The organism is Streptomyces sp. FH025, from assembly GCF_017427025.1.
Classification (GTDB): Bacteria; Actinomycetota; Actinomycetes; order Streptomycetales; family Streptomycetaceae; genus Kitasatospora.
Window position 1 is genome coordinate 1 of the sequence record NZ_JAFLNG010000138.1, and the last position, 13,572, is coordinate 13,572.

14 protein-coding genes are annotated in these 13,572 nt (G+C 73.1%); 9 read left to right on the forward strand and 5 right to left on the reverse strand.

From position 1 onward, the window contains the following. On the forward strand, nt 1-361 hold a 361-nt coding region (locus J0670_RS12845; protein ID WP_207811649.1), incomplete at its 5' end, for a hypothetical protein. An 83-nt stretch (nt 362-444) separates the two neighbouring features. Here the strand turns inward: J0670_RS12845 and tatA are convergent. Then, a complete protein-coding gene (tatA, locus tag J0670_RS12850) occupies nt 445-723 on the reverse strand; it encodes a Sec-independent protein translocase subunit TatA (RefSeq protein ID WP_207811650.1) in 279 nt (92 codons plus the stop codon). Between the two features lie 208 nt (nt 724-931). Next, entirely contained in the window at nt 932-1,501 is a 570-nt protein-coding gene (locus J0670_RS12855) for an isoprenylcysteine carboxylmethyltransferase family protein (protein WP_207811651.1), read from the reverse strand. A gap of 265 nt (nt 1,502-1,766) precedes the next feature. Here J0670_RS12855 and J0670_RS12860 point away from each other — a divergent pair, with 265 nt between their 5' ends. Together J0670_RS12860 and J0670_RS12865 are read left to right on the forward strand one after the other, a co-directional pair. Continuing rightward, entirely contained in the window at nt 1,767-2,048 is a 282-nt protein-coding gene (locus tag J0670_RS12860; protein ID WP_243436947.1) for a type II toxin-antitoxin system Phd/YefM family antitoxin, read from the forward strand. 5 nt (nt 2,049-2,053) lie between these two features. Further along, entirely contained in the window at nt 2,054-2,332 is a 279-nt protein-coding gene (locus J0670_RS12865; RefSeq protein WP_207811652.1) for a type II toxin-antitoxin system RelE/ParE family toxin, read from the forward strand. Nucleotides 2,333-2,425: 93 nt separating this feature from the next. On the opposite strand, the gene J0670_RS12870 is transcribed toward J0670_RS12865, so the two are convergent. Next, complete coding sequence (locus J0670_RS12870; protein ID WP_207811653.1) at nt 2,426-4,015, reverse strand: MFS transporter; 1,590 nt, start codon at nt 4,013-4,015, stop codon at nt 2,426-2,428. A 174-nt stretch (nt 4,016-4,189) separates the two neighbouring features. On the opposite strand from J0670_RS12870, the gene J0670_RS12875 reads away from it, so the two are divergent. After that, on the forward strand, nt 4,190-4,807 hold the full coding sequence (locus J0670_RS12875; protein WP_207811654.1) for a TetR/AcrR family transcriptional regulator: 618 nt from the start codon (nt 4,190-4,192) through the stop codon (nt 4,805-4,807). Between the two features lie 30 nt (nt 4,808-4,837). Here the strand turns inward: J0670_RS12875 and J0670_RS12880 are convergent, their stop codons facing one another. Beyond that, a complete protein-coding gene (locus J0670_RS12880) occupies nt 4,838-5,155 on the reverse strand; it encodes a cupin (protein WP_207811655.1) in 318 nt (105 codons plus the stop codon). A gap of 124 nt (nt 5,156-5,279) precedes the next feature. Here J0670_RS12880 and J0670_RS12885 point away from each other — a divergent pair, with 124 nt between their 5' ends. Further along, nucleotides 5,280-5,546, forward strand: coding sequence for a hypothetical protein (locus tag J0670_RS12885; RefSeq protein ID WP_207811656.1), 267 nt, complete (start codon nt 5,280-5,282; stop codon nt 5,544-5,546). A 64-nt stretch (nt 5,547-5,610) separates the two neighbouring features. On the opposite strand, the gene J0670_RS12890 is transcribed toward J0670_RS12885, so the two are convergent. Then, the gene (locus J0670_RS12890; protein WP_207811657.1) at nt 5,611-6,768 is read right to left on the reverse strand and encodes an acyl-CoA dehydrogenase family protein; all 1,158 of its coding nucleotides are present in this window, start codon (nt 6,766-6,768) and stop codon (nt 5,611-5,613) included. A gap of 269 nt (nt 6,769-7,037) precedes the next feature. Between J0670_RS12890 and J0670_RS12895 the strand changes: the two genes are divergently transcribed. The 4 genes from J0670_RS12895 to J0670_RS12910 all read left to right on the forward strand — a co-directional run bounded on the left by J0670_RS12895 (nt 7,038) and on the right by J0670_RS12910 (nt 13,485). After that, nucleotides 7,038-8,213: a TetR/AcrR family transcriptional regulator gene (locus J0670_RS12895; RefSeq protein WP_207811658.1), complete on the forward strand. Its 1,176-nt coding sequence runs from the start codon at nt 7,038-7,040 to the stop codon at nt 8,211-8,213. 108 nt (nt 8,214-8,321) lie between these two features. Continuing rightward, nucleotides 8,322-10,274, forward strand: a complete 1,953-nt coding sequence (locus J0670_RS12900; RefSeq protein WP_207811659.1) for an ATP-binding protein — start codon at nt 8,322-8,324, stop codon at nt 10,272-10,274. A gap of 61 nt (nt 10,275-10,335) precedes the next feature. Further along, nucleotides 10,336-12,693, forward strand: a complete 2,358-nt coding sequence (locus J0670_RS12905; protein ID WP_207811660.1) for a hypothetical protein — start codon at nt 10,336-10,338, stop codon at nt 12,691-12,693. A 138-nt stretch (nt 12,694-12,831) separates the two neighbouring features. Then, on the forward strand, nt 12,832-13,485 hold the full coding sequence (locus J0670_RS12910) for a DedA family protein (protein WP_207811661.1): 654 nt from the start codon (nt 12,832-12,834) through the stop codon (nt 13,483-13,485). Nucleotides 13,486-13,572 lie beyond the last annotated feature (87 nt).

A 13,572-nucleotide genomic window follows, 5' to 3' on the forward strand; every position in this document is an offset into this window, starting at 1 on the left:
CGCCGGTTCGTCGAAGGCGGTGAGGGCCAGGGCGGCGACCCCGGCTCCCACCCAGGCCGTCCCGCGCAACCAGCCCGCGGACCTCCAGCTCCAGTCCTTCCGTCAGGCGGTCGCCCAGGCACAGATCGCCAAGGAGCGCGACCGCCAGCTGGAGCTGCTGCGGATCCTCGACGACACCTCCGCCCGGCTCAACGAGGGCAACCCCGACGACGCCGCCCAGGAGCTCAGGGGCGCCCAGAAGGTGATCAAGGACCTGGGCAAGAAGCACGCCATCGACGTCCCCACCTACGCCAACTGGAACGCCCGGCTGTCCGCCCTGTTCGCGACCCTGCACACCACCGCCAACCTCCAGGACGACTGACGGCGCGCCAGAACGGCCCCGCCCCCGGACGGCATTGAGCCCCCGGTGGGATCCACCGGGGGCTCAACGGGAGTTCATGCGACTCAGGCGGTCGTCTCCGGGCGCTTCGCCTCGGTCGCCTTGGTCACGTTGGTCGGCGTGACGGCCGGGCGGTCGGCGGCCTGCTGCGGAGCGGCGGTGCTCTGCGCGGTGCCGTCCGCAGGGGTGTCGTCCTCACGCATCGCCTTGGTCTCCGCCTTCAGGATGCGCATCGACTTGCCGAGGCCACGGGCCATCTCCGGCAGCTTCTTCGACCCGAACAGCAGGATGACGACCGCCAGCACCACGAAGATGTGCCAGGGCTCAAGACCGTTCCGCAGCATCCCTGGCCACCGGTCCCTTCTTGTCTAGAGTCACGGAGGGCGCTAGCGCCCATGCTCGCCAGTATGCCTGGACCTGACGGCGAACGGATACACCGGCCGGGAAACGCTGGCCAAAAACCAGGTGCTGTTCGGACGGATCGTGAGTGCCGACGGGTGATGCCGTGCCCTGGCTCACACCAGTGCCGCCGCCGGTGCCAATCGTGCACGATCAGTAGACGAACGGGACCAGCCGCTTCGATACCCTCCGGTACTCCGCGTACTCCGCGCCGAAGGCCTCCAGCAGCAGCCGCTCCTCGGCGGCGACCCGCCAGCCGTACGCGCCGAGCAGCAGCGCGGTGACCACCACGGCCGCCGTCCAGCCCCCCGTGCCGAATGCGTAGCCGCCCCAGACCAGCAGGCTTCCGGCGTAGCCGGGATGGCGGATCAGCCGGTACGGGCCGGAGCGGACCACCCGTTGGGTGTCCACGGTGCGCAGGGTGCGGGTGTAGTAGCGGCCCAGGGTCCGCATGCCCCAGGCCCGCAGCGCCAGTCCGACGGCGACCAGCGCCACCCCGAGCCAGCGCGCTCGGTCGGGCAGCCCGCCGATCGACGCGCGGTCGAACACCACCACGACCAGCACGGACACGACGTAGCAGGAGATCAGCAGCCGGGTCGAGCCGCGGTCGCGCCCGTCCGCGCGCCAGGTGCCGGCGGCGGCGTCCTCGCGGCGGCGCAGCAGCAGCTCGTAGCCGACCCAGCACAGCAGGCCGAGTACGGAGAGGAGGGACGGCAAGGACATGCGGCGGCTCCTGACGGTCGCGGGTACGCCTCCACGGTCCTCCGGCCGGGCCTCCGCGACACGCACCCGGGGGTGGACGCCGGTGCGTCCACCCCCGGGTGGACGGTCACCCCGCCCGCCGCGCCAGCAGATAGTCCCTCCGGGTGGGGGCCTCCTGCGACAGGCCGTCGCGTTCCAGTCGCGCCTCGACGGCGAACCCGGCCCCGACGGGCCGTCGGCAGGCTTCACCTGCCCGTACCAGATGTACAACTGCTACATTCATGGCATGAGTGAGCCAGTGATCGAGTCGATGGCCGAGGTGCGGAGCCACCTGGCGGACGTGATTGACCGGGCGCGGCGCGGTGAGACTCCGACGATCATCACGAGGCGGGGCAAGCAGGAGGCGGTGGTGATCGACATCGCCGAGTACAGGAACCTCAAGGAGATCGCCGAGCGGGCCGAGGACGAGTGGCTGAACCGCCTCGCGGATGAGGCTGAGGCCGAGGGGCTGGAGGGCTCCGTTTCCCTGGAGGAAATGGCAGCCATGCTCCGCGACCACCACAGCTGACCGCGATGGGGTACGTCACTCGGTTCAGCCCGCACGCGAAGCGGGAGATGCTCAAAGTGCCCCGGCCGGACGCGGTTCGGATCCTTCACCGACTCGCTGAGTTGCAGAAGGCGCTGGATGGCGGCGATCTGTCCGCCTTCGACATCAAAGCCCTTCAGGGGCACCACGCCCGATGGCGGTTGCGTGTGGGGGACTATCGCGTGATCTACACCGTCGAGGACGGGGTGTTGGTCGTTTGGGTCATGTCGGTCGGTCACCGCCGCGAGATCTACCGCAATCAATAGGCCCGACCGGACCGGCGCCGAGCGGAGAGCCCCCGGCCGCCGAGGCGGTTTCCGGGGGCTCTCGATGACTCGCGTGGATCGGGGCCGGATGGGTCAGGCGGCGATGGGTTCGGACTCGGGTTCGGACTCGGGCTCGGGCTCGGACGCCGGGGTCGGGGCGGCGGCGGGGAGGTGGCCGAGCAGGCGGTGGGCGAGGAGGGCGGCTCCGAGGGCGAGCAGGGCGCCGACGACGGCGGCCAGGTGCAGGCCGTCGGTGAAGGCGGTGCGGGCGGTCTCCAGCAGGTCCGCGCCGAGCTGACCGGGCAGGTGGGCCGCGACGGAGACCGCGCCGCCGAGGGTGTCCTGGGCCGTGTGGGCGGCCTCGCCCCCGACGCCCGCCGGGAGGGCGCCGTCCAGCCGGTGGCGGTAGACCGCGGCGCCCACCGCGCCCAGCAGGGCGATGCCGAGTGAGCTGCCGAGTTCGACGGCGGTCTCGGAGGTGGCCGAGGCGGCGCCGGCCTGCTCGACCGGCGCGGCGGAGACCACCATCTCGGCCGTCATCGTCATGGTCCCGACCGTTCCGGCGGCCAGCACACCGGCCGCGGTGAGGATGAGCGCCAGCGGAGAGTGCGCGCCGACCCGGGTCATCAGCGCGAAGCCCGCCGCGCCGACCAGGAAGCCGCCGCCCATCAGCACCGCCGGGCGGACCTTGCCGGCCAGCGCCGAGCCGATCCCGACCGCCGCGCCGACGCCGACGCTCGGCACCAGCGACCAGAGCGAGGCGGCGAGCGGGCTCATGCCCTTGACCAGTTGCAGGTACTGCGAGGTGAAGAGGGTGAAGCCCATCATCGCGAACATCGCGATGGTGTTGACGCTGATCGCCCCGCTGAAGGTGCGGATCCGGAACAGGCTCAGGTCGATCAGCGGGTTCGCGGCGGTGCGCTGGCGCCACACGAACGCGCCGGCCAGCAGCAGCCCGGTCGGGACGGCGAGCGCGGGCAGCGGGCTCCAGCCGTCCACGGCGAGGGTCTTGACCCCGTAGACCAGCGGCAGGACCGCGGCCATCGAGAGCGCGGCGCCGAGCAGGTCGAAGCGGCCGGCGGCGCCGGTGCGGGCGGTGGCGCGGTACTCGGGCAGCAGGGCGGGCGCGGTCAGCAGCACCAGGGCCATCACGGGGACGGCGAGCAGGAAGGCCGAGCCCCACCAGAAGTGGTCGAGCAGCAGGCCGCCCGCGACCGGGCCGAGGGTGGCACCGGCGGTGAGGATGCCGCCCCAGGCGCCGAGCGCGACCTGCCGCTGCCTGGGGTCGTGGAACATGTTGCGGATCAGCGCGAGGGTCGAGGGCATCACGGTGGCCCCGGCGGCGCCGAGCAGGGCGCGGGCGGCGATCAGCTGCCCGGCGCTGTCGGCCCAGGCGGCCAGCAGCGAGGCGCCGATGAAGCCGGTGGCGCCGATCATCAACAGCCGGCGGCGGCCGATCCGGTCGCCCAGCGCGCCCATGGTGATGAGCAGCCCGGCCAGCAGGAACGAGTACATGTCCATGATCCACAGCTGCTGGGTGCCGCTGGGCGCCAGCGTGGTGGAGATGTACGGAACGGCGAAGAAGAGCACGCCCATGTCCATGCTCAGCACGAGGGTCGGAAGCAGGAGGACGGCCAGGCCGATCCATTCGCGACGGCCTGCGCGGCCGGGGGTAGCGGTCATGAGGAAGACGGTACGGGCGTGTCAGACGCTTGTCTAGTACAGATGTGCAAAACGATCGTCCTAGACACGCGTATGACGCGATCGTGTAAGACGTACGTACGAGTAAGACGCACGTACCTGCAAGACGATCGTGCGTGCAAGACAACCGTCCAGTGCCGCCGTAGGATTCGGCGCATGGGAAACCGCGAAGACCTGATGGCCGGCGCCAAGCACTGCCTGTACGAGAAGGGCTACGGGCGCACCACGGCCCGCGACATCGCGACCGCCTCGGGCGTCAGCCTGGCTGCGATCGGCTACCACTTCGGCACGAAGGACGCACTGCTCAACGCCGCGATGATCGAGGCGATCGGCGAGATGGGCGAGGCCCTGGGCGCGGTGGTGTTCGGCGCGAACCAGGTGTCGGAGGATCCGGAGGTGCGGTTCGCGGCCGTCTGGAACGGTCTGCGGGACGTCTTCGTCGAGCACCGCGGGCTCTGGGCGGCCCAGTTCGAGGCGCTGGCCCAGGCCGAGCACTCTCCCGAACTGGCCCGCGCCTTCGCGGAGGTGCAGAAGGAGGGCCGGCTCGGCCTCTCCGCGGTGTTCCAGGGGCTGCCCGAGGTGCCGGACACCGAGGAGGAGGTCGCCCGCGGGGCCTTCTACCAGACCCTGCTGGCCGGGTACGTCGCCCAGTGGCTGGCCGCGCCGGAACTGGCGCCCAGCGGACAGGACTTCCTGCACGGCCTGCGACTGGTCAGCGAGAGCGTGCTGGGCCCCGCCGCGCGGTCCTCACAGCCAAGCGGTTTCCACGGCTGAGCGGTTTCCGCAGCCGCGCGGTGACCACGGCTACGCGGTGACGGCGGTCAGCAGCACCACCGAATCGACGTGCGCCAGCAGCCCGTGCCGCTCCTGCGGGACGGGCTCCAGCCGGCCGGCGGGCAGCTCCAGCCGGCGCCCGGCGATGGTCAGCGAGACCCGGCCGCGCAGCACCTGGACGCTGCCGGCGGTGGGCGGGGCGTGCTCGTCCAGCGCGGTGCCGGCGGTCAGCGCGATCACGGTCTGCCGCAGCACCCCGTCGTGCAGCACCAGGTGGGCGCTGCGCCCGTGCGGGCTCTCGGCCGCCAGGGCGGCGTGCTCCACGGCGAGCTGTTCGAGATCGGGCATCGCGCCGCCTCCTCCTCACCCCGTGTGCCCAGGGTCGCGGACGGGGTGGCGTCCCGCACCCCGAAGGCCCCGGAGCGGGTCAACCCGAGGTGCAGGCCCGGCCGACTGCCCGCATCGTGGAGGCATGGCGACCAACCAGAGGATCTTCGAGGGGTTCCAGATCAACCGTCCGCTGCTGACCGGCGGAGTGGTGCTCACCGGAATCGGCTCGGTGCTCGGCGCGGCCGGAGCCGCGATGGTGTGCGCGGCGCTGCTCACCGCGGGCCGTGGCTGGGTGCGCAGCCTGGAGACCCCGCCGAGCGAACTCGCCCATCGGGCCCTGTCCGGGGCGAAGGCGGCCCGCTCGGCCGGCTGGGAGGCCTGGCGGGCCGAGTACGGCTCGCCCAACTGAGCGAGCCGTACTCGACGCCCGCGGCCCAGGTGGCGCGACGCCGACGGTCCGAACGCCTCGACGCCTACAGCCCGAGCGACTTGGCGATGATGCTGCGCATGACCTCGCTGGTGCCGCCGTAGATCCGGAAGACCCGGTTGTCGGTGTAGAGCCGGGCGATCGGGTACTCCAGGATGTAGCCGTAACCGCCGTGCAGCTGGAGGCACTTGTCGATCACGGTGGAGGCCGACTCGGTGCAGAACAGCTTCGCGGCGGCCGCGTCCGCGACGCTCAACTCGCCGTTCTGGTACAGCTCCAGCGCGCGGTCCACCATCGACTGCTGCGCCACCACCTGGGCCTCGCAGTCCGCCAGGGTGAACTTGGTGTTCTGGAACTCGGCGACCGCCTTGCCGAACACCTTGCGGTCCTTGACGTACTGCACCGCGAACCGCACCGCCGCCGCGGCGGCCGCGTACGCGCCGACGGCGATCGCCAGCCGCTCCTGCACCAGGTTGTGGGTCAGGTAGGAGAAGGCCCGGCCCTCCTCGCCGAGCAGGTTCTCCACCGGCACCTTGACGTCGCTGAACGCCAACTCGGCGGTGTCCGAAGTGCGCAGGCCTATCTTCTGGAGCTTGCGGCCGACGGAGTAGCCCGGCGAGGTGGTGTCCACGCACAGGATGGACAGGCCGGCGCGGCGGTTCTCCGGGTCGTACGGCGAGGTGCGGCAGACCACCAGGACCAGGTCGGCCAGCACGCCGCCGGTGATGAAGGTCTTGGCGCCGTTCAGGACGTAGTGGGTGCCGTCCTCGGAGAGCCGGGCGGTGGTGGTGATGCCCGCGAGGTCGGATCCGGCGCCCGGCTCGGTCATCGCGATCGCGGTCATGATGTCGCCCGAGACGAAGCCGGGCAGCCAGCGCCGCTTCTGCTCCTCGGTCGCGTACTCCAGCAGGTAGGGCAGCACCAGTCCGGTGTGCACCCCGGAGGAGCCGAAGCTCACGCCCGCCCGGGCGGTCTCCTCGGCGACCACCGCCTGGTACTTGAAACCGCTCTCACCCGCGCCGCCGTACTCCTCCGGCACCTCGATGCCGTAGATGCCGAGCGCGCCGAGCTGGCGGTAGAAGTCGCGGGGCGGGTGGCCTTCGGCCTCCCAGCTCTCGTAGACCGGGACGACCTCGTTGGCGATGAAGTCCCGGATGGTCTCCCGGAAGGCCTCGTGGTCCTCGTTGAAGACGGTGCGGCGCACGGCGGCGCTCCCTTCGACGGTGCCGGCCGGCGTACCGGCCGAGGCGGAACGTGCCAGGTGGTGGCCCCACAAGTTAATCCGGGGTAGCTTCGGCTGTCCAGAGTTCGACGCCCCGGAAGATCCGGTCGGCGCGGTCCTCAAGTGAATCCTTGCTAGCCTTCGAACGCCATGCACGGAGCCATGCACGACGGCATGCACGACGCCATGCACAACGCCGTGCGGGGCGGCATGCACGACGGCATGCCCGACGGACCGGAGGGAGGCCCGCCATGGTGGTCCGACGGCCGCCCGGCCGACGCGCCCAGATCCTCGCCGTGGCCGCCGACCGGTTCCACCGCAGCGGCTACCACCAGGTCTCGATGACCGAGGTCGCCGCCGGGGTCGGCATCACCGCGCCCGCCCTCTACCGGCACTTCCGCGGCAAGCCCGAACTCCTCGACCGCGCCGTCCGGTTGGGCCTGGACGAGCTCGCCGACGGCCTGCGCGCGGCCGACAGCACCGCCGAACTCGCCACCGTGCTGGCCGAAGTAGCGGTCGGTCACCGTCAGCTCGGCACCCTGGTGCAGCGCGACGCCCGGCTGCTGCCGCCGGCCCGGCGGGCGGCGCTGCGTCGCGAACTCCGTGCCGACGTCGCCCTGATGGCCGCCGTACTGCGCGCCGAGAGGGCCGAACTGTCGGACGAGGACGCCGAGTTGCTCTGCTGGTCGGCGCTCTCGGCCTGCGCCGGGCTGTCCTACCAGTCGGCCGTGCCGCAGCCCCGCCGGGCCGAGGCGCTGCTGCGCGAACTGGTGGCGGCCGTCCTCGCGGTGTCGCTGGACGGCGCGGCCGTCGCCCCCGTGGCGCCGCCGGTGCCGCGGCCCGGGCCGCCGGCCAGGCGGGAGGAGCTGCTCGCGGCGGCCGTCCGGCTGTTCCACCAGCGCGGCTTCGACAACGTCAGCACCGACCAACTCGGCGCCGCCGTCGGCATCTCCGGCCCCAGCGTGTACCGGCACTTCGACAGCAAGGCGCAGCTGCTCGCGGCCTCGCTGGTGCGCAGCCGGGAGCGGCTCGGGCACGAGGTGGACGGCGCGATCCGCGCCGCCGCCGGGCCCGGGGCGGCGCTGGAGGCCGGGCTCGGCGCGTACGTCGGCTTCGCGCTGCGCAACGGCGACTACCTGGGCGCGATGCTCAGTGAGACCGAACGGCTGGCCCCGCCGGACCGCCGGGCCGCGGTGGACTTCCGGCGGGACTTCCTGCGCACCTGGGTCGACCTGCTGCGGCAGGTGCGCCCGGAGCTCGACGCCGCGGGCGCCCGGATCCGGGTGCACGCGCTGTTCTCGCTGGTCAACGACGGGGTGCGGAACCGTCCGCACAGTGCGAGGCCCGACCTCGGAGACTGCCTGCTGCGTCTCGGCCGGGCGGTGCTCGGCACCTGCGGAGGCGGTGCTCGAGGGGGCGCTCGGTAGCGGACGTGCCGGTGCCGGTCACGGGCGCGGCGAGTTGACCGGGATCCGTCATATCGTCAGGCGGAAAGAAATGGTCGACAGATAGTCGCACTGGCACACTGGGGACCCATGTCTGAAGGTGCCCCGATCGAGCCCACCCCCGCCGAGGAACTGCGGACGACCGAGGTCGATCTCGGCGGCCTGGTGAACGTCCTCGCCACCCACCTCTACTCCACCCCGCTCGTCGCCCTGCGCGAACTCGTCCAGAACGCGCACGACTCGCACACCCGACGGTTCCTGGAGGACCCGGACGGCGACCACCGGCCGCTGATCCGGGTGCGCGCCGACGCCGCGCGGCGCACCGTCGCCATCGAGGACACCGGAGCCGGTCTCACCGAGCCCGAGATCCACGCCTACCTCGCCACCGTCGGCACCGGCTACACCCGGATGCTGCGCGAACTGACCGGCAACCAGGAGCTGATCGGCGCCTTCGGCCTGGGCTTCCTCTCCGCCTTCTCCGTCGCCGACGAGGTCACCGTCACCACCACCTCGCACCGCGAGCCCGGGCTCGGCCACCGCTACCGCAGCCGCGGCGGCGAGCAGTACCAGGTCGAGCCCGTGCCCGCCCGGCCGCAGCCCGGCACCGTGGTCGAGCTGACCCTCAAGACCGAGCACGCCCACCTCGCCGACGAGCAGGCGCTGCGCGAAGTCCTCGCCCGCTACTGCGTGTTGCTGCCGATACCGGTCCACGTCGGTGACGACGAGCAGCCCGTCAACGCGGTCCGGGTGCCCTGGCGCCAGCAGGCCCACCCGTCGCCCACCACCCTTGCCGGAGACGCTCCGCGTCGCCCCTCCGATGGCGACCGGTACGAGGCCCGGATGCGCTTCGCCGCCGCCTTCGGCCGCCGCTTCGAGCCGCTCACCGCCTTCCCGGTCGACCCGGTCGAGGGCGTCACCGACGCGGCCGGCCTGCTCTGGGTCCAGGACGGCGGCACCTACGGCAGCAGCGACAACCGCGACCTCGCCGTCTACCTGCGCGGCATGCTGCTCGCCGAGGACGCCCGCGACCTGCTGCCCAGCTGGGCCGGGTTCATCGGCGGTGTGGTCGAGTCCAACCGGCTCACCCCCACCGCCAGCCGCGAGGACCTCCAGCGCGACGAGCACTACCAGGCGCTGCGGAAGGTCCTCGCCGACGCCATCGTGGACGGCCTGTACGAGACGGCGCGGCTGCGGCCCGCCGCCTGGCGCCGCGTCCTCACCCGGCACGGCCAGGACCTGCTCGGCGCCGCGCTCTGCGACGAACGGCTGTTCACCCTGCTCGCCGACGACGTCCCGGTGCCCACCTCCCAGGGCGACCTCACCGCCGGCGGGCTGCGCGCGGCCGGCGGGGGAGCGGTGCACGTCGCGCTCGGCAGCGGCGGCGGCTTCGAGGAGATGCTGTACCGGGCGATGCGGGTGCCGATCGCCCGCGGCGACCGCTACGCCGTCCTGCCGTTCCTGCGCCGCTACGCCCAGCTGCGCGGCTGCCGGCTGGTCGAGCTGGGCAGCGAGCAGGGCAACCGCGAACTGTTCCGCGACCCGGAGCGCCCGCTGCCGCCCGAGGAGTCGGCCTGGCTGGCCGGCGCCCTCGCCGACCGCGGCGAGCAACTCGTCCCGGCCCGCTTCGACCCGCCCGGCCTGCCGCTGGTCCTGGTGCCGGACCGCGAGGCCGAGCTGAAGGCCCGGATCGAGGACGACCAGGCCGACGCCCGGATCCCGTCCGCCGCCCTGCGCCTGGCCCGGGCGTTCACCGCCCGCACCGACGGAGCCGTCCGGGCCCGGCTCTACCTCAACCTGGCCAGCCCGGCCGTCCAGGACCTGCTCGCCGCCTACCGCGCCGGGCACACCGGCAGCGCCACCGCGGCCGGGCTGCTCCGCTCGCTCAAGGTGATCATGGCCGCGGCCTCGACCGGCCCCGCCGAGGGCGACCTCGGCGCCGCGCTGGCCGGCATCGGCACCGCGGTCTCCGCCCTGACCGCCGCCGTCCCGGCCGGCCTGCCGGACGTCCCGGACAGCCCCGGGGCACTGCCGGAGCAGGCGTGACGGACGGATTGTCAGTGGCTCGCGGTAGACAACTCATCAGCACGACGCAGGGGGACAGGACATGACGACGGACATCTGGGCCTGGGTGCGCGACACCCACCGGCAGCTGGCCGAGGCCGGCCACTGGCGGCTGGCCGACGCCATGTACGAGCTGCCCGACCACGCCACCGAGGGGCGCAACGCGCAGCTCGACGCGATGTACCCGGAGGCGGTCGCCTCCGCACGGGCGCTCGGCCTGCCCTGGGTCGAGGTGTACCTGCGGCACTGGCGGATGCAGAACCTGCTGAACAAGCGCCAGCAGGGCGAGGCGGTGATGTCCGAGGTGGTCGACCTGCTGGACTTCGCCCACCGGGAGGAGACCCTCGACTGCCCGCAGTCCGTCTGCGTGGTGCAGGACTTCGCGATCTGCCACGCCCGGGTCGACGGCCCCGGGTACGTGACGGAGCGGCTCGACGTGGTCGGCGAGACGCTGGACCGGATCGAGCCCGGCCGCGCCTGCTACGACTGCCTCTCCCGCGAGTACTCCGACGCCCTTGAGGACGACGGCCGGGCCGTGGAGGCGCTCGCCCACCTGGACACCGCCGCCGCCCGGATGCAGGCGGCCGGCCAGCGGGTCTCGCTCCGCTTCCACCAGGCCCGGGCCGGCACCCTGCACCTGCTGGGCCGGCACGAGGAGGTGTTGTCCCTGCTGGACACCGCCGAACGGGCCGCCCGGGCACAGGGCGAGGAGCTCGACGAGCGCGACCGGCGCTGGGGCGCCCTGCTGCGGGCCCGCGCGCTCGCCTCGATCGGCCGGGTCGCCGAGGCGCTCGCCCTGCTGCCCGAGCGGGACGAGGCCGAGCGGCACGCCGATCTGCGCGGGACGTGGACGGAGACGGTCGAGCTGCTGGTCGCGGCCGACGCCTGGGCGAACGACGCCGAGCTGGGCGTCGCGCTGGCCGGCTGGGTCGGCTACCTGGACGACGCCGGCTCGCACCGCCCGTGCGTGGACCTGCTGCTGGCGGCGGGTCGGCTCGCGCTGGCCCGCGGCGCCCGCACCGTCGCGTTGGCGCTCGCCACGACCGGAGAGCGTAAGCTCACCCAATTGCGTCGCACCGACGGCGTCACCGAGGAGGTCGCCGCCCTGCGTGCGGCCGCCGAGGCGCTGCCGGTGCCCGAGCTGCCGGTGCCGCCCGGCGAGCTGGTCGCGCACCTGGCCGAGGCTCAGGTGCCCTACGAGACCGGCGCCGACCTGCTCTCCGTCGCCCTGGACCGGTACCGGGGTGAGCAGGCCGGCGCCACCGAACTGGCCGTCCTGCTGGCCACCGTGCTCGGCGGGCTCGGCCACGCCCGGGCCGCCGCCGACCTGCTGTGGGGGTGGCTGGACGCCGACCCGGGCAGCGAGGTGCTGACCGGCACGCTCGGCCAGGCCCTGATCGAGGCCGGGGACGCCGACGGCGTGCGCCGCCTCGCCGACCGGCTGGCCGACACGAGCCCGGCCGACGCGCACTGGATACGCGCCCGCTGGGCCGCGGCCGAGGGCCGCTGGGCCGAGGTGCTGGAGCAGTGCGGGGCGATGCTGGCCCTGGATCCGACCCTGGTCAACACCCGCCGCCTGGCCGCCTCCGCCGCCACCGAGCTGGGCGACCACGCCACCGCGCAGCGCCTCTACCAGGAGCTGCTGGAGCACGCCCGGCCCGCCGAGGAGACCGCGCCGGAGGAGGGCCACCAGGCGGTGCGGGAGTCCGACCTCTGGCACCTGATCACCGCGGCCAGCGCCAACCGGGACTGGGCCGTGGTCCGTACCACCGGCGCGCGGCTGGGCATGGAGTTCGACGCGGCCGAGGGGCCGGTGGACGAGGAGTGGCAGCTGGTCGCGGTCCGGACGGCCCGCACCGACGGCTCGCCCGTCGACGTGGCGGCCGTGCGCACCGGCCCGGCCACGGCCCGGATCCTGCCGGTGCTGCGCGAGGACGTGCCGCTCAACCACGGCGACGTGGTGGTCTTCGGCCCGGCCCTGCTGGAGCAGCCCCCCGCCGAGGACGCCCCCGAGGAGGAGCGGCGGAGCTGGCAGCCGGTGTTCGGCCTGCTCACCCTGCTCGACCCGGCGGGCTACACCACCCACTGGATCGACGGCGCCTGGCCCGGCGACGAGGCCTGGACCGAGCTGCGCGAGCGGCTCCAGGAGGCCGACTTCGCGCTCTGGGCGTACAGCGGTGAGCAGTACCGGATCACCGACCCGGCGCAGGAGGACGGCACGCTGCCCGGCGTCTTCGCCGCCGTCGGGGTGCCACCGACCGCCTCCGCCGCCGAGGCCGACGCCCTGCTGCACCGACTCACCGGGCACTGGCCGCACCCGATGGCCTGGACGTCCCTGGCCAAGGCAGCGGGCGCGGACGTCGCCCGGCACGAGGAGGTCAGCGAGCGCTACGGGCTCTGAGGGCCGGGCCGGGGTCAGGGTGGCCCCGGCCCCGGCCGCCACCGCGACCGGGCCGGGAACCTTTCCGGCCCGGGTCGAGTCTTTGTCAATGCTTTACCATTCCATTGCCAAGACCCGACCTCCAGGAGCGCCCGCCCCGTGACCAGCCTCGCCCTCGGCCCGTCCTGGCTCGATCCGACCAACCTGATCTCCACCTTCGGACTGATCGGCATCCTGGCCGTCGTCTTCGCCGAGTCCGGCCTCCTGATCGGCTTCTTCCTCCCCGGCGACTCGCTGCTCTTCACCACCGGCCTGCTGGTGGCCGGCGGCACCTACCTGCACCAGCCGCTCTGGCTGGTCTGCGCGCTGATCGTGCTCGCCGCGATCGCCGGGGACCAGGTCGGCTACCTGTTCGGGAGGAAGGTCGGCCCGAGCCTGTTCCGCCGCCCCGACTCCCGGGTCTTCAAGCAGGAGAACGTCGAGAAGGCCGCCGCCTTCTTCGACCGGCACGGTCCGAAGGCGATCGTGCTGGCCCGCTTCGTGCCGATCGTGCGGACCTTCACCCCGATCGTCGCCGGGGTGAGCAGGATGAACTACCGCAGTTTCGTGGTGTTCAACGTGCTCGGCGGCGTGCTGTGGGGCGGCGGCGTCACCGTGCTCGGCTACTTCCTCGGCCAGATCCCCTTCGTCCGGGACAACATCGAGGCCATCCTGGTCGGCATCGTGCTGGTCTCGGTGATCCCGGTGGCGATCGAACTGCTGCGGGCCCGCCGTTCCGGCGCGGCGGCCGCCTCCCGTCACCGCGCCGGGTAGGCACCCGGGGGCGCGGCCACCGGACGTCACGTACATGTGCGTCCGGCAGTTCGATCAGGCAAGGTTGTAACCCTAGATCGAACGGTG